Raw genomic sequence first — 14,718 nt, forward strand, 5'->3', positions numbered from 1 at the left:
CTTCTCCGTGCCCGAAGGGCACGGGATGACCTAGGCAGGCATCACGCTCCGCCTCGTTTGTTCTAATATTACATTAGTGGCGATGGCGGCGATGACAAGGGCGCAGCCGGCATATTGCAGGGAGCCCAGTCGCTCGGCGAGGACGAAGGCGGCGATCAGCACGGCGAAGACGGGCTCGGCGCAGAAGGCGAGGCCGGCAGGGCCGGGCGAGACGCGGGCGAGAGCGAGAATCTGGAAGAGGAAGCCGACGATATAGCCGCCATAGGTGATGGCGACCGCGATCGGCGCAAGCAGGAAGGTCTGTGGCGGCAGGAAGCCGCCGGTGACGAGCAGCACCAGCGTCGCCACCGGCAGGATGACGACATGTGACCAGAACAGCTTGGGCAGGGTCGGCGTTTCCTTGCAGCGCGCGGCGGCGAAGAACTGCGCGGCGGCACTGACGCTCGCCAGCATGGCGAGCGCGAGCCCGCGTGGGTCGAGCCCGTGCCGGTCCGGCCCGACGACGAGCGCGATGCCGAGAAAGGCGGCGAGTGCGACCGCCAGCCTGTCGGCCCGGAAGGGGGCCGGTGTGAAGATCGGCTCGGCCAGCACGATCAGGACGGGGAAGGTATAGAAGACCACCGCCGCGACCGAGACCGGGACGAAGGCGACCGAGGAGAGATAGGCGATGCCGACCAGCGCCGTCGCCAGGCCGAAGAGCAGCACGGGCTGCCGCTCGCTGCGCTTCAGGGCGAGCGAGGCGCGCCAAACGAAAGCGGCGCCGCCGGCAAGGGCCAGCATCAGCAGGACGCGGTAGAAGACGAGGAGCGGGCCGCTGAGGCCCGCCTGGCCGGCGATCTGGGCGCTGACGATGTTGGTGCCGAAAGCAGCGGCCGAAATGAGCGCCAGCATGAGCCCCTGGCGTTCGCTGCTTCGGTCCCGGTCAGGGCTGCCCAGGTCCAATCAGGTCTCAGGCGTCGTTGGCGGGCTTGGCCTTGGCGCCCGCTGCGGGTTTCGCCGCCTGGGGCTTCACGGCAGCCTGAGAGGGCTTGGCCTTGGCCGGCTTGGCGCGGGCCGGCGGAATCTTGAGCGGCTGGGCCTTCGCGGGCTGGCTCTTGGCGGCCTGCGCCTTGCCGGGGCGGGCATTGCGCGCCGCCGGCTTGATGCCTGCGGCTGCGCCGGGGCGCAGGCTCGCGGCATTGGCCGCGCCGGGCTGCACCGAGCCCTGGAGGCGCAGGGGGCCTCCCTCGAAGGCATCCGTCGCGGGCTGGAGCGGGGTGCTCGCCGGCGCGAAGGCGGTGGTGCCGCGCGGAATCGCGCCATTGCTGGAGGCCGTGCGGCGGGTCGGCGGCACGACGAGGCCGGCAGCGACGGGTGCTTCCGGCTCGATGGTCGGCGTGCCGCGGGCAATGCGCGAACTGGGCTGCGCAGTGACGTTGGCCGCCAGCGGAGCGGAAGCCGAGCCGGGGCTGCGGCCGAAGGAGACCTGAACCGGGACGGTTTCGGCGCGGGGGCCGAGCACGATACGGCCGCGCGGCGAGCGGGTCGCGACCGAGCCGGACGATTGCGGGGCCGACTGGGCATTGAAGATCGCGAAGCGCCCGCCATCGGGAGCGTTGGCGTCCCCGGTGGAGACGCCTGCCGCGATCGGGCCGGAAACGTCGGCATCGTCGGCAAGGGCGGTGCCGCCGCCACGATTGCGAACATCGTCGCAGATATTGGGCGCGCGGGCGCCGCTCGGCGGCATCGAGGCGACGCTGTAGCCGGTGCCGCCCCAGGCGGCGAAGCCTTCGTCGAGGAGCTGGGCAGCCCTGACCGTGCGGTCGGTGCCGGAAAGCGAGCCGAGGACGATGGCGATGAGCGTGCGTCCGCCGCGGCTGGCGGTCGCGACGACGTTGAAGCCGGAGGCGCAGGTGAAGCCGGTCTTCATGCCGCCGATGCCGGAATAGCGGCCGACCAGCCCGTTTGTGTTGTGCATCACCTGCTTGCCGAGCTGCACGGCCGAGGTGCCCCAGTAATCGGAATAGCGCGAGAAGTCGTGCATCAGCGCCATGGCAAGCACAGCGAGATCGCGGGCGCTGGTCTGCTGGTCCGGGTGGTCCCAGCCATTGGGATTGACGAAGCGGGTGTCGCGCATGCCGAGGCGCTGCGCCTCCGCATTCATCATGGCGACGAAGGTCGGGACGTCGCCGCCGACACCCTCGGCCACGACATAGGCGATGTCGTTGGCCGATTTCACCATCATGATGCGCAAGGCGTTGTCGAGCGTGATCTCGGAGCCCGGCTTGGCATAGACCTTCACGCGCGGCTGGCTCGCGGCGAGCTTCGAGACCGGGATCGCCGTCTCCAGCCCGAGGCGCCCTTCCCGCACCGCTTTCAGCGCGAGATAGAGCGTCATCATCTTGGTGGTGGAGGCCGGGCGCCAGGCCTGGCTTCCGTTCTCGCTCGACAGCACGGCTCCGCTGGAGGCGTCGACGACGAGGCTCGTCCCAGCCGAGGCCGATCCGGTCAGAACGGCGCCAAGGACGAAAGCGGCGGCTGCGAGGCGGGAAGCGATCATCGGGCGGGTCTGAACCTGTCTTGCTCGAAGCGGGCGGGTAGCATCTTGCGGATGGCGCAGGGGTTCAACGCGACGCATGCGGCAATTTCGAGACGGCCGCCACATTCGCCCGTCCGTGGATGCATACCTACCCCTTGCGGAGCGATTTGCCTAGCTGCGGCGTAAGGTCCACAAGCGAGGGGTTCCCTCGCTTTTCCAAGGCTTGTCGCGTGGCTTTCGGCCTTCTCTGGATACCGGCGACCATCGCCGCCTCGCTGCTGCAGACCGCGCGCAACCTGGCGCAACGCTCGCTCACCGACATCATCGGCGTGGTCGGCGCGACGCAGGTGCGTTTCCTGTTCGGCCTGCCCTTTGCGATGCTGTTCCTGGCGCTCGCCTGCCTCGGCCTTCAGCGCCTGCCGCCTGCGATCGGCATGGCCTCGCTCGGCTACACGCTCTGGGGCGCGCTGACGCAGATCGCCGCGACCGCGCTGATGCTGGCGGCGATGCGTGAGCGCTCCTTCGCGGTGACCACCGCCTATACCAAGACCGAGCCGGTACAGGTCGCGCTGTTCGGCGCCCTCCTGCTCGGCGACGCGCTGACGCCGATGAAGTTCCTGGCGATCGCGATCGCGACGGCCGGCGTCATCGTGGTGTCGTGGAAGCCCGGCGAGAAACTGACCCGCGCGGGCCTGCGGCCGGCCGTGCTCGGCATCGTCTCCGGCGCCTTCTTCGCGCTCTCGGCGATCGGTTTCCGCGGCGGCATCCAGGCGCTGCCGGAGGGCGAGTTCCTGATCCGTGCCTCGACCATCCTGGTGCTCGGCCTCGGGCTCCAGACGCTGGTGCTGGTCGTCTACATGCTCGTCGCCGACCGGGGGGCGCTGGTGCTCAGCCTGAAGAGCTGGCGCCGTTCGCTCTCGGCCGGCTTTCTCGGCGCGGCGGCCTCGCAATTCTGGTTCATCGGCTTCTCGCTGACGACGGCGGCGAATGTCCGCACGCTGGCGCTGATCGAGGTGCCTCTGGCGCAGATCGCCTCGCGCAAACTGTTCGCCGAGGGCACGAGCCGGCGCGAGATGCTGGGCATGGCGATGATCGTCGGCGGGGTCGGGTTGCTGCTCTCGCTGGCGTTGCAGTGACCGGGCCGGCCGGCTAGTGCTGGGAAAGGCCTGCCAGCCGATCCGTGCACGGCCATCATGCGCGGATACCGGCTTGCCGGGCGGCGCAAGGCTGCCAAGATAACGTGTAGCTGCACAGTAAGGGAGATTTCGCCATGAGCGCTGCGATCGTCGGCTGGGCCCATACACCGTTCGGCAAGCAGGATGCCGAGACCGTCGAAAGCCTGATCGTGCGGGTCGCGGTCGAAGCCCTCGTCGATGCCGGGATCACCGCCGACGAGGTCGACGAGATCGTGCTCGGCCACTACAACGCCGGCTTCTCGGCGCAGGACTTCACGGCCTCGCTGGTGCTCCAGGCCGATCCGGCGCTGCGCTTCAAGCCGACGACACGCGTCGAGAACGCCTGCGCCACCGGCTCGGCTGCCGTCCATCAGGGCGTGCGCGCGATCAAGGCCGGCGATGCCAAGGTCGTGCTCATCGTCGGCGTCGAGCAGATGACCAAGACGCCCGGCCCCGAGATCGGCAAGAACCTGCTCAAGGCTTCCTACCTTCCGGAGGACAGCGAGGTGCAGGGCGGCTTCGCCGGTGTCTTCGGCAAGATCGCGGCCGCCTATTTCCAGCGCCATGGCGACCAGTCCGACGCGCTCGCGATGATCGCGGCCAAGAACCACAAGAACGGCGTCGACAATCCCTATGCGCAGATGCGCAAGGATCTCGGCTATGCGTTCTGCCGCGAGGAGAGCGAGAAGAACCCCTATGTCGCCGGGCCGCTGAAGCGCACCGACTGCTCGCTGGTCTCCGACGGCGCCGCCGCGCTGGTGCTGGCCGACGAGGAGACCGCGCTCAGGATGCGCCGCGCCGTCGGTTTCCGCGGAATGGCCCATGTCCAGGATTTCCTGCCGATGTCGAAGCGCGACATCCTGAAGTTCGAGGGCGGCGCGCTCGCCTGGAAGCAGGCGCTGGCCAAGGCCGGCGTGACGCTCGACGACCTCTCCTTCGTCGAGACGCATGACTGCTTCACCGTCGCCGAACTGATCGAATACGAGGCGATGGGCCTGACCAAGGAAGGCGACGGCGCCCGCGCCATCAAGGAAGGCTGGACGCTGAAGGACGGCAAGCTGCCGGTGAATGTCTCCGGCGGCCTCAAGGCCAAGGGCCATCCGATCGGCGCCACCGGCGTGTCCATGCATGTGCTCTCGGCCATGCAGCTCGCCGGCGAGGCGCCGGAGGGCATGCAGCTCGAGAGCCCGCGCCTCGGCGGTATCTTCAACATGGGCGGGGCGGCCGTCGCCAACTACGTTTCCGTGCTCGAACGGATCAAGTGAAACGGGCTCTTCGGGCGGAGCGGTTGTGGGAGACCGGCGCGTCGTCCAGCCTGCCAGGTGAAGGCGGGTTGTCTTGACGAGCTTCTTCGTTCTGCTGCTGGCCTATATCCTGAGCCAGTTCTTCCGCGCCTTTCTGGCCGTGATCTCGGGTGATCTCACCCGGGATCTCGGTCTCGACCAGGGGCAGCTCGGCAGTTTGCAGGCGGCCTGGCTGATCGCATTCGCACTCTCGCAATTCCCGGTGGGTTATGCGCTCGATCGGATCGGGCCACGGCGGACGCTGGCCGGTTTCCTTTTGATCGCTCTCGCCGGGACGATCATCTTCGGCCTGTCGCGAGGCTATCTCTCCGCCCTGACCGCACTCGCACTGATTGGCATCGGTTGCGCGCCGATCCTGATGTCCGGTTTCTACTTGGCTGCGCGGCTCTATTCACCCCAGCACTTCGCCACGATGTCGTCCTTTCTGATCGGGCTCGGCTCCATCGGCGATCCGCTCAGCGGTGCGCCGCTCGCCTATTTCCTGGCGGCCTATGGCTGGCGCGCGACCGTGTTCGGCCTGTCCGGTATCGTGGCTCTGACGGCACTGCTGGTGCTGCTGCTGCTGAAGGACCCTCCGCCGCTGCCCGGCGCGACCCAACAGCATGTCTCGCTCCTGGGCGGAATCCGGCAGATCGTATCGAAGCGGCCGCTCTGGCTGATCTTCCCGTTCACCTTCGTAAGCTATGGCGTCACGATTTCTATTCGCGGCCTGTGGATCGCGCCCTATCTTCAGAGCGTGCACGGTTTCGACCTTGCCGCGACGAGCTACGCGGCGATGGCCATGGGAGGCATCATTGCTGCAGGAGCGCTGCTGGTGCTGCCGCTCTATCGGCGGATCGGTGCCAAGCCGACGGTCATCGCCTGTGCCCTGGCCGTGATCCTGGCCTGCTTCGCGTTGGCGCTGTGGGGGGAGGCGTCATCCCGTCTCGCGGTGGGGCTGCTCCTCGTCATCGGCCTGTTCGGCGTCACCTATGCCGTGGTGATGGCGCATGCGCGCGCCTTCATGTCCGCTCAGGAGATCGGTCGCGGCGTCACCTTCATGAACTTCGTCTTCATGGGCGGCGCAGGGGTGATGCAGTGGCTGTCGGGGCGCCTGGTGAATGCTCTAGGCGGGCAGGGCTCCGATGCGCCGGCGACCTTCGGCTGGCTGTTCGTCTTCATGGGCGCCATGCTTGCCGCGGCGCTGGCCATCTACATCGCCGCGCCGTCGGAACCGAAACCCATCGCCTCCGCAGCAGCTTAACTCAACCCTCGCCCGGAGCCTTCGCCGCGATCGCCAGGGCATGCACCCGGTCCGCCAGCTCCTGCGCCAGCGCGGTGTTGACGAGGCGGTGGCGCTCGAGCCGGGACTTGCCGGAAAAGGCTTCCGACACGATATTGACGCGGAAGTGAGTCTCGCCGCCCTCGCGCCAGCCGCCATGGCCCTGATGCTGGTGCGATTCATCGATGACCTTCAGCGCCTGTGGCGCAAAGGCCGCTGTCAGCTTTTGCGTGATTCTTTCACTGATCGAGGTCATGATCGCGCCACCGTTGCCATGATTGTTCGTCGGTCCGGCGATGTGCTGCATCGCACTTGCCGGCCCTAGCTCCTGCGTCTCATAACCCGTCGACGATGAACATCAACTCACGCCTTTTCGACAGCATCAGGATCGGAGCGTCCGAAGCGGAGGCGCCGCTGGAGAGCGATGCGCCGCGCTGCGACCATCCGGGCTGCGCCCGCGCGGGCGAGTTCCGCGCGCCGAAGGGGCGCGGCCGCGAGGGCCAGTTCTTCCTGTTCTGCATGGAGCATGTGAAGGCCTATAACGCGACCTACAACTATTTCGCCGGCATGGATGACGAGGCGCTCGCCGCCTACCAGAAGCAGGAAGAGATCGGCCATCGGCCGACCTGGAAGCTCGGCGTCAATTCCAAGGCGGCGCGGATGTCGCAGCGCGGGCGCAAGGCGAACGGCGAATCAGGCGCCGACATGCACGACGCCTTCAACCTGTTCGGCGCCCGCAACAAGCAGCAGGCGGCCCAGCCGGAATCACGCGTCGGCATCGTGGCGCGCAAGGCGCTGGACACGCTCGGCCTGGACGATACGGCTGATTCCGCCGCGATCAAGGCGCGTTACAAGGAACTGGTGAAGCGCTTCCACCCCGACGCCAATGGCGGCGACCGCTCGCGCGAGGGCACGCTCCAGGAGATCCTGAAGGCCTATCAACAGTTGAAGAGCGTGGGGATGGTGTAGCGCTGTCATCCCGTGTGCGTTGCGGCACGCAGTGCTGTGACGCAGGCACGGGACCGTGCGACGAGAAGGCGCCTTTTCCGGGTGACGGTCCCGCATCTGCGCAGCGGCACTAACGTGCCGCAGCGCGTGCGGGAAGACAGTTACCCCTTCGCCGCCAGCCCCGCGACATCGGCGATGATGCCGTCCAGCGCGAAATCCTTCGGCGTATAGACCCGTGCCACGCCCATGTTGCGCAAGGCGTTCTCGTCGTCGGGCGGGATGATGCCGCCGACCACCACGGGCACGTCCATGCCGGCGACGCGCAGGCGCGCGGTGACGTCGCGCACCAGCGGCAGATGCGAGCCCGACAGGATCGAGAGCCCGATGATATCGGCCTGCTGCTCCCGGGCCTCGCTGACGATTTCCTCCGGCGTCTGGCGGATGCCACCGTAGCTGACGCTCATTCCGGCATCGCGGGCGCGCACGGCGATCTGCTCGGCGCCGTTGGAATGGCCGTCGAGGCCCGGCTTGCCGACGAGGAAGCGCGGGGCGCGGCCGAGACGCTCGGTGGCCTTCTCGACGGCGGCCTTCGCCGTGGCGAGACCGGTGGCATCGCCGAGCCTGGTCGTGTCGACGCCGGTGGGCGCACGGTACTCGCCGAAGATCTCGCGCAGGGTCTGCGCCCATTCGCCGGTCGTGACGCCGGCTTTGGCGCAGGCGATCGAAGCCGGCATGACGTTGCGGTTCTCGCGGGCGCTGGCGGCAAGCTCGGCCAGCGCCGCCTCGGCCGCCTTTCCGTCGCGGGCCGAGCGCCAGGCCTTGAGCCGGGCGATGGCCTCGGTCTCGACCGAATCCGGCACGGTGACGACAGCGCCGTCGCCGGCCGAGAGCGGGGAGGGCTCGCTATTGGTGAATTTGTTGACGCCGACGACGACCTGCTCGCCGCGCTCGATCGCCTCGATGCGGCGCGCGCCGTTCTCGACCAGCGCCTGTTTCATATAGCCGCTTTCGACGGCGGCGAGCGCGCCGCCCATGTCGTCGATCTTGGCGAGTTCCTCCAGCGCGGCAGCCTTGAGCTCGTGCACCTTGGCGTCGACCACGGTCGAGCCGTCGAAGATGTCGCCGAATTCGAGCAGGTCGGTCTCATAGGCCAGCACCTGCTGCATGCGCAGCGACCATTGCTGGTCGAAGGGGCGGGGAAGTCCCAGCGCCTCGTTCCAGGCCGGGAGCTGCACGGCCCGCGCGCGGGCCTTCTTCGACAGCGTCACCGCCAGCATCTCGATCAGGATGCGATAGACGTTGTTCTCCGGCTGCGGCTCGGTCAGCCCCAGCGAATTGACCTGCACGCCATAGCGGAACCGCCGCATTTGTTCGTCGGCAATGCCATACCTGCCTAAGGTGATCTCGTCCCAGAGCTCGACGAAAGCCCGCATCTTGCAGAGCTCGGTGACGAAGCGCATGCCGGCATTCACGAAGAAGGAGATGCGCCCGACCGTGCCGGGGAACTCTTCCGCCGAGACCTCAGGGCGAGCGCGGATCGAATCGAGCAGGGCGATGGCCGTCGCCAGCGCGAAGGAGAGTTCCTGCACCGGCGAGGCGCCCGCCTCCTGCAGATGGTAGGAGCAGACGTTGGTCGGGTTCCATTTCGGCAGTTCGCTGGCCGTGAACACGACGATGTCGGTGGTGAGCTGCATCGAGGGGCGCGGCGGGAAGACATAGGTGCCGCGCGACAGGTATTCCTTGACGAGGTCGTTCTGCGTCGTGCCCTGCAGCAGCTTGCGGTCGGCGCCCTGCTCGTCGGCGACGGCGATGTAGAGCGAGAGCAGCCAGGCCGCCGTCGCGTTGATCGTCATCGAAGTGTTCATCTGCGCCAGCGGGATCTGGTCGAACAATGCCCGCATGTCGCCGAGATGGGAGATCGGCACGCCGACCTTGCCGACCTCGCCGCGGGCCAGCACATGATCCGGGTCGTAGCCGGTCTGGGTCGGCAGGTCGAAGGCGACGGAGAGTCCGGTCTGGCCCTTGGCGAGATTGGTCCGATAGAGCCTGTTGGATTCGGCCGCGTCGGAATGGCCGGCATAGGTCCGGAAGATCCACGGCTTGTCGCGCTGGGCCGTTTCCCGGCCGCCTCGTTCCGTCGCGGTCATGGCGTCCCCCCGTCTTGCAGAGCAATCTGAATGTTGCACTGCGGCGAAGATAACGCCAGAGCTTTGGCGCTGTCCCCTGCGACGTTAGGCTGACGCGTTTTTCAGCCCTCATCCTGAGGAGCGGCGAAACGGCGTCTCGAAGGATAGTCCAGATATCTCCGGAGCCTCCCGAACCATCCTCCGAGACGCAGCTTGCGGCTGCTCCTCAGGATGAGGGCTGCGGAGGTTGTGTTGTCGGGAACCCGCGATTATCGCGAGGACAGGCTGCCGCGGATATCGGACGTCCGCAGCAATGCCACGCGTCGGTCGTCCCTGGGCGGGGCGACGAAGGCACGCAAGGGCGCCCTGGGCAGGTCGAGATCGAGAGGGCGGCCCGGCGGCAGCGGCGCGTTCTTGACCATTGTCACGATCGGGCTTTCGAGCGCGGGCAGCTTCGGCGCGGGCGCCTCGGGTGCGAAGGCGAGCGGGGCCGAGGCGAAGGAGGTCGCCGTAGTTGCCGACGAGGACGCCGTCGTGAGCGGGATGGCGGTGGTGGAGGCCGAGGCGAGCTGGATCGTCGGCTCCTCGATACGGCGGCGCTCGGGACGTTCGCCCTTGACGTAGAAGGCGTTGCCGCCGGCCACGGTCACGTAATGCATGTTCTTGTAGCCGAAGCGCAGGCCGGCCATGTGGAAATGCTTGGCCGCGCCGACAGACTCGTTGCGGCGGCCGTTGAGGATGTCCTCGGCGATGGCTTCGACCTTCGGCAGGACATGGTCCGTCATCGGGCGGGTCAGCACGCCGGCGGCGAACTGGCGTGGCGCTCCGACCACGCCGCAGATCGTCTCGGGATATTTCGCCGATTCGACCCGGTTCATCACGACCGTGCCCACGCCGAGCAGGCCGGATTCGCTCGAGCGGTTCGATTCGAAATACATCGCGCGGACGAGGCATTCCTTCTCGCGCGGATCGGCCTTGGCCAGGGCGACCGCATGCCTGCGGGCCTTGGCGGGTTCCTTCACGGCGGGAGCGGCAGCAGCGGAGGTCGCGGCCGTCTCGACCGGGGACAGGCTGCAGGCGCCGAGGGCCGGCGCCGCGAGCGCGATCAGAAGCGGGATCGCCTTGCTGCCATGCCGGGATGACTCACCGGAACGAAGACCATGCGCAGCGATCGCGGTCCGCTTCATGCGGCAACCTCCAGAGTTCCGGATCCGTGATCGCCGACGGCGGCAAACCGGGATTGCCGGCAAGGAACCGCGAATTCCTTAACAGGAAGTTCGTTCGAGGCGGAAGGGGGTAAACGGCGCAAACGGCCTCGCCGTGCCTCCCCCAGGAAGGCGTCCGGCTGATAGCGCCTTGTTTCAACACGGAAACCGCCAAGGAGCCGCGCCGAAAATTTTCGCCCGAGCAGCCTCACGCAAGCTATCAAAACCGTCATCCCGGCTCTGGCGAAAGTCGATGCGAGCGCGGTTCCGTGATCACAACGGACGAAAGCGGGTGTCAGTTCCCGGAGCCCGGCAGGCGCGGCAGCGGCAGGAAGTCGACGCCTTCTTCATGCAGCATCCTGGCATCGTCCGGCGTCGCCTCGCCATAGATCGCGCGCTCTTCCGCCTCGCCGTGATGGATCTTCAGCGCCTCGTCGGCGAAGCGCTTGCCGACATGCTCGGCATTCTCGCTGACCTGACGGTGCAGCGCAGTCACCATCTCGCGGAAGGCCTTTTCCTTCTCGCTCATCAGGGCGACCGGCGCAGGGGCGGGGGCCGCCGGGGCGGAAGCTTTCACCACCGGCTGCGGCGCCTTCGGGCCGAGATCGGTGCGGGCGACATTGGGCGCCATGACCGCGCGCTCGACCTTCGCGCTGTTGCAGACGGGACAGGTGACGAAGCCGCGTTTCGCCTGATCCTCGAAGCCGGCCGAGGAGGCGAACCAGCTTTCGAATTCATGCGCGCTGTCGCAGGTGAGGGCGTAACGGATCATGACGTCATCAATGGTGGCGCAAGGTCGCCAAGGCAAACGGATCTGCCGAGGGGCGTCAGGCGGCCAGGAGCTTGTCGAGCTCGCCGCGGGCGTCGAGCGCATGGATATCGTCGGAGCCGCCGACATGCCGCTCGCCGATGAAGATCTGCGGAACCGAGGTGCGCCCGCCGGCGCGTGCGGTCATCGCCTGACGCAGCTCCGGCTTGCCGTCGACATCGATCTCGGTGAAGGCGACGCCCTTGCGCGTCAGCAGCGCCTTGGCGGCGTTGCAGTAGGGGCACCAGGGAGTGGTGTAGATCGTGACCGGTGGCATGAGGACGTGTCTCTTGTTGCGATGGCCCTCATGTAGTGACTTCCCGGCCATCCGTCACGACCCGGGCGAAGGTCAGCACGTCGACGGCGCTCGCGCCCGCCCGCAGCAGGGCGCGCGAGGCGGCATTGACCGTGGCACCCGTGGTCAGCACGTCGTCGACCAGCAGGATGCGCCGGCCCTCGACCAGGCTGCGCATCGCCGCGGATACGTGAAACGCGCCTTGCAGGTTCTCGGCGCGCTGGGCGCGCGTCAGCCCGACCTGCTGGCGCGTCCGCCTGATCCGGGTCAGAGCTTTGGTGGCGAGCGGCAGCCCGGTCTCGCGGGAGACGATGCGGGCCAATGCCGCAGCCTGGTTGAAGCGCCGGCGCCAGAGCCGGGTTCGATGCAAGGGGACCGGCATGACGAGGTCGGCATCGGCTGCGAGCTCGCGCCCGGCCTGCACCATCATCCGGCCGAGCGTCAGCGAAAGCTCGACGCGGTCGCCGTATTTCAGACGATGGACCAGGTCCCGCGCCGTGCCGTCGAAGCGGCAGACGGCGCGCGCCCGGGCGAAGACCGGCGGATCGGCGATCGCCGCTGGCGAGAGCAGACCGGCGCCGAGATCGACGGCAAAGGGTGTCCCGAGGCGCTCGCAATACGGGCGCTCGATGAAGCCGATGCCGCGCCAGCAGGCCGGGCACAGCGCCTGCGCCTCGCCTGTCGCAGCCTGGCAGGCAATGCAGGTCGGCGGGTAGACGATGCCGATCAAGCCGCGCAGGCCGGTTCGAAGGGACGAGCGGGTGCGTGTCGCAGTGCCGTGCAGGAAGGCCGTTGCCCATCGCGGCATTCCCGTCGTGCCGGCCATCGGCGAGACGTGCCTCGAACCGGGCGCATCGTCGTCCGGCCTGTCGATACGCCACTCCGCCATGGTGCGCCGCTATCCGATCGCGCAAGCGGCCGGGTGCGAGCCGGCCGGGATCGCAGCAGCATCGGGCTTCATGCCGCGGAGAGCAAGTGCGGGGCTGGCTGCCGGGAAATCCGCGCTTTCCAAGAGCGTTCATCTGCGGATGCGACCCACACGTGCCGCTCACGCGGCGCGGCTCACCGGATATCGAGGACGTTTTCAACAACCCGCGGGGTGTGCCGAATGGGCACCTTAGGGGATTTGTCGAATGATCGCATGTTCTTCCGCAGGCATTTGCGCCGACCGGATATCTTTATGTCGCGGCGCTGCAAAAAGCTGTTGCAGGCCAGCGGTTGTCCGACTACATAGGCGCCCTCGGCCAGCGCTGCTCCCTTCGTCTAGCGGTCTAGGACGTCGCCCTCTCACGGCGAAAACAGGGGTTCGAGTCCCCTAGGGAGCGCCAAAGCCTAATGATTTCAATAACTTATTAGGCGGTTCGCCAAGGTGGTTCGCCACCCGGTTAGCCAGGCGGCGAATTGAGCCATCAGACAGGACCTGCCGAGAAGTTCTGACCAGCGATGGCGATGGCGTTTCCGATAGCGCCGAGCCTGTTGTGGACGGCCTTCTCAACTTGGCCATAGCCCTTAGCCTGCACCTCGATGTCGATGAGAATATCGTCAAGCCCGTCGATTTTGATCTCGACTTCGGCCTTATAGGTTCCATTGCCGATATCGTAAATCGATGGAATTGAAATCTTTGCGTTTGGAGTAGTCATTTCAGGCTTTACCTTGATTGGTTGAGGCTTTGTTGTAGCAAATGCAGCGCAAGAAGACGATTTGTTTTGCGTCTTTTCGAGGTCACCGCGCCTTGTTTCGTGGCGTCACCATCCGCGTAACCTTCCGCATGCCAGCTTGGGCCAGCCGCTCCTGTTCGGCCTCTTTCGAATATAGCTCGGCGTGCTTGATGTCTGTGTGACCGAGCGTGTCCATAATCTGCCGCGTGGTCGCGCCGCTCTCTGCCAGCATTTTCCCGAGCGTCTTGCGCAGGCCGTGAAGCGTGTATCCAGCGGGCATGCCGGCTGATTTGGTCCAGTCTCGCATGCGGCCTGTCAGGGACTTCTTCGAAAACGGTTCGCCATAGGCGGTTTTGAGGATGGTCGGGCCAGATAAGTCTGCGCCGTCGAGCACTTCGCGCAGCATAGGCGTGATCTCAAGCACCAGGTCTCGGCCGGTCTTCCCCTGTGTCAGGCGAACCTTCTCACCGTCAATCGTATCGGGCGTCAGGTCGGCAATGTCGCCCCGCCGATTACCGAGCCAGAGCGCGAGCGCATACGCCAGCCGCGGCGTGGTCCCGATCGGCCAGCGTTTCTCAAATTTCGCCCGCATCGATTCGGGCCATGCCTTCCAGCCGACATATCCGGGCCGATGCTTGATCTTGTAGGTCGGGTCGCTCTCGATCCATTCCTCGTCGAGTGCAACCAGGATCATGCGACGCAGCACCGTCAGCAGATGGCGGGCCGCGTGCGGCGTGTCGCTCATGCCGGCGATGATCATCTTCACGTGTCGGCGCCGCAGATCCTCGACGGGCATGTCGGCCCAGCAGACGCCCTCTCCCTCGACGATTTCCGCGTTGAGGAACTTGTCGGCGATCTTGGATTGGCGGGCGCGGGTTTCCGGATCGAGCCTTCCCCATTCGGGGAGGGATGTCGGGACCATGCGCCACGCTGCTTTCAACGACCGCGGAACAGAGGCATGCGGAAGCATGACCACCTCGGCCGAGCGCGGCTCGCGCCCCTCGATGGCGGCGTCATAGGCTTCCTCGAATTCGGGATGCCCCGGCTCGTGCGGCAGGGAGATCGTTTTGCCAGCGCGGCGAAACCGCCATCGCCAGCGGCCATGGCGGTCCTTATATCGACCCGCATTCGGATATTCGTCGCGCATGGCGATGACGCTAGCGGGCGGAGGCCGCTCTCCGCAAGACGGCATCGATCTTGTTTTCCCTCACTTCGCCGAGCTCACTGAAGGCCATGTCGAGCATGACGCGGTCCCAAAGGACACGCCCGTCGATCCGCTTCGGTTGTGGCATGCGCCGGTCGGCGACGAGCTGGTCGAACTTCGTCGGGCCGACGCCGATGTAGTAGGCCGCCTCCTCGCGGCAAAGGCCGCGAGGAGCCCAAGCAATTCCGTCGGTTTTTCCGGTTGCTCTCGGCATGG

15 protein-coding genes and 1 tRNA gene are annotated in these 14,718 nt (G+C 66.9%); 5 read left to right on the top strand and 11 right to left on the bottom strand.

The features are described 5' to 3' along the window. Window positions 1-30: 30 nt before the first annotated feature. Both OCUBac02_RS04465 and OCUBac02_RS04470 read right to left on the bottom strand, forming a co-directional pair. The gene (locus OCUBac02_RS04465) at window positions 31-891 is read right to left on the bottom strand and encodes a DMT family transporter (protein ID WP_173043684.1); all 861 of its coding nucleotides are present in this window, start codon (window positions 889-891) and stop codon (window positions 31-33) included. A gap of 58 nt (window positions 892-949) precedes the next feature. Beyond that, on the bottom strand, window positions 950-2,539 hold the full coding sequence (locus tag OCUBac02_RS04470) for a D-alanyl-D-alanine carboxypeptidase family protein (RefSeq protein ID WP_173043685.1): 1,590 nt from the start codon (window positions 2,537-2,539) through the stop codon (window positions 950-952). A 209-nt stretch (window positions 2,540-2,748) separates the two neighbouring features. On the opposite strand from OCUBac02_RS04470, the gene OCUBac02_RS04475 reads away from it, so the two are divergent. From OCUBac02_RS04475 to OCUBac02_RS04485, 3 genes are all read left to right on the top strand, one after another. After that, window positions 2,749-3,654, top strand: coding sequence for a DMT family transporter (locus OCUBac02_RS04475; protein WP_244639095.1), 906 nt, complete (start codon window positions 2,749-2,751; stop codon window positions 3,652-3,654). Between the two features lie 134 nt (window positions 3,655-3,788). Then, window positions 3,789-4,958 (top strand): acetyl-CoA acetyltransferase, encoded by a 1,170-nt coding sequence (locus OCUBac02_RS04480; protein ID WP_173043689.1) that lies wholly within the window; start codon window positions 3,789-3,791, stop codon window positions 4,956-4,958. Between the two features lie 73 nt (window positions 4,959-5,031). Beyond that, on the top strand, window positions 5,032-6,240 hold the full coding sequence (locus OCUBac02_RS04485) for an MFS transporter (protein WP_173043691.1): 1,209 nt from the start codon (window positions 5,032-5,034) through the stop codon (window positions 6,238-6,240). Between the two features lies 1 nt (window position 6,241). On the opposite strand, the gene OCUBac02_RS04490 is transcribed toward OCUBac02_RS04485, so the two are convergent. Then, window positions 6,242-6,514, bottom strand: coding sequence for a BolA family protein (locus OCUBac02_RS04490; protein WP_173049337.1), 273 nt, complete (start codon window positions 6,512-6,514; stop codon window positions 6,242-6,244). 95 nt (window positions 6,515-6,609) lie between these two features. Between OCUBac02_RS04490 and OCUBac02_RS04495 the strand changes: the two genes are divergently transcribed. After that, on the top strand, window positions 6,610-7,227 hold the full coding sequence (locus OCUBac02_RS04495; protein ID WP_173043693.1) for a J domain-containing protein: 618 nt from the start codon (window positions 6,610-6,612) through the stop codon (window positions 7,225-7,227). Between the two features lie 140 nt (window positions 7,228-7,367). Here OCUBac02_RS04495 and OCUBac02_RS04500 read toward each other — a convergent pair whose 3' ends face one another. From OCUBac02_RS04500 to OCUBac02_RS04520, 5 genes are all read right to left on the bottom strand, one after another. Next, window positions 7,368-9,353: a protein meaA gene (locus OCUBac02_RS04500; protein ID WP_173043695.1), complete on the bottom strand. Its 1,986-nt coding sequence runs from the start codon at window positions 9,351-9,353 to the stop codon at window positions 7,368-7,370. A 248-nt stretch (window positions 9,354-9,601) separates the two neighbouring features. Further along, window positions 9,602-10,519: a cell wall hydrolase gene (locus tag OCUBac02_RS04505; protein WP_173043697.1), complete on the bottom strand. Its 918-nt coding sequence runs from the start codon at window positions 10,517-10,519 to the stop codon at window positions 9,602-9,604. A gap of 313 nt (window positions 10,520-10,832) precedes the next feature. Continuing rightward, window positions 10,833-11,309, bottom strand: a complete 477-nt coding sequence (locus OCUBac02_RS04510; protein WP_173043699.1) for a DUF1178 family protein — start codon at window positions 11,307-11,309, stop codon at window positions 10,833-10,835. A gap of 55 nt (window positions 11,310-11,364) precedes the next feature. Next, window positions 11,365-11,622, bottom strand: a complete 258-nt coding sequence (gene grxC, locus OCUBac02_RS04515) for a glutaredoxin 3 (protein WP_047578012.1) — start codon at window positions 11,620-11,622, stop codon at window positions 11,365-11,367. A 28-nt stretch (window positions 11,623-11,650) separates the two neighbouring features. Then, window positions 11,651-12,448: a ComF family protein gene (locus OCUBac02_RS04520; protein ID WP_173049339.1), complete on the bottom strand. Its 798-nt coding sequence runs from the start codon at window positions 12,446-12,448 to the stop codon at window positions 11,651-11,653. A 444-nt stretch (window positions 12,449-12,892) separates the two neighbouring features. On the opposite strand from OCUBac02_RS04520, the gene OCUBac02_RS04525 reads away from it, so the two are divergent. After that, a tRNA-Glu gene (locus tag OCUBac02_RS04525) sits at window positions 12,893-12,968 on the top strand. A gap of 81 nt (window positions 12,969-13,049) precedes the next feature. Here OCUBac02_RS04525 and OCUBac02_RS04530 read toward each other — a convergent pair. The 3 genes from OCUBac02_RS04530 to OCUBac02_RS27270 all read right to left on the bottom strand — a co-directional run bounded on the left by OCUBac02_RS04530 (window position 13,050) and on the right by OCUBac02_RS27270 (window position 14,716). Then, on the bottom strand, window positions 13,050-13,280 hold the full coding sequence (locus tag OCUBac02_RS04530) for a hypothetical protein (protein WP_173043701.1): 231 nt from the start codon (window positions 13,278-13,280) through the stop codon (window positions 13,050-13,052). A gap of 82 nt (window positions 13,281-13,362) precedes the next feature. Then, entirely contained in the window at window positions 13,363-14,445 is a 1,083-nt protein-coding gene (locus tag OCUBac02_RS04535) for a tyrosine-type recombinase/integrase (RefSeq protein WP_173043703.1), read from the bottom strand. Between the two features lie 10 nt (window positions 14,446-14,455). Then, window positions 14,456-14,716, bottom strand: coding sequence for a hypothetical protein (locus OCUBac02_RS27270; protein WP_244639098.1), 261 nt, complete (start codon window positions 14,714-14,716; stop codon window positions 14,456-14,458). Window positions 14,717-14,718 lie beyond the last annotated feature (2 nt).

This window comes from Bosea sp. ANAM02 (genome assembly GCF_011764485.1).
Taxonomy (GTDB): Bacteria; Pseudomonadota; Alphaproteobacteria; order Rhizobiales; family Beijerinckiaceae; genus Allobosea.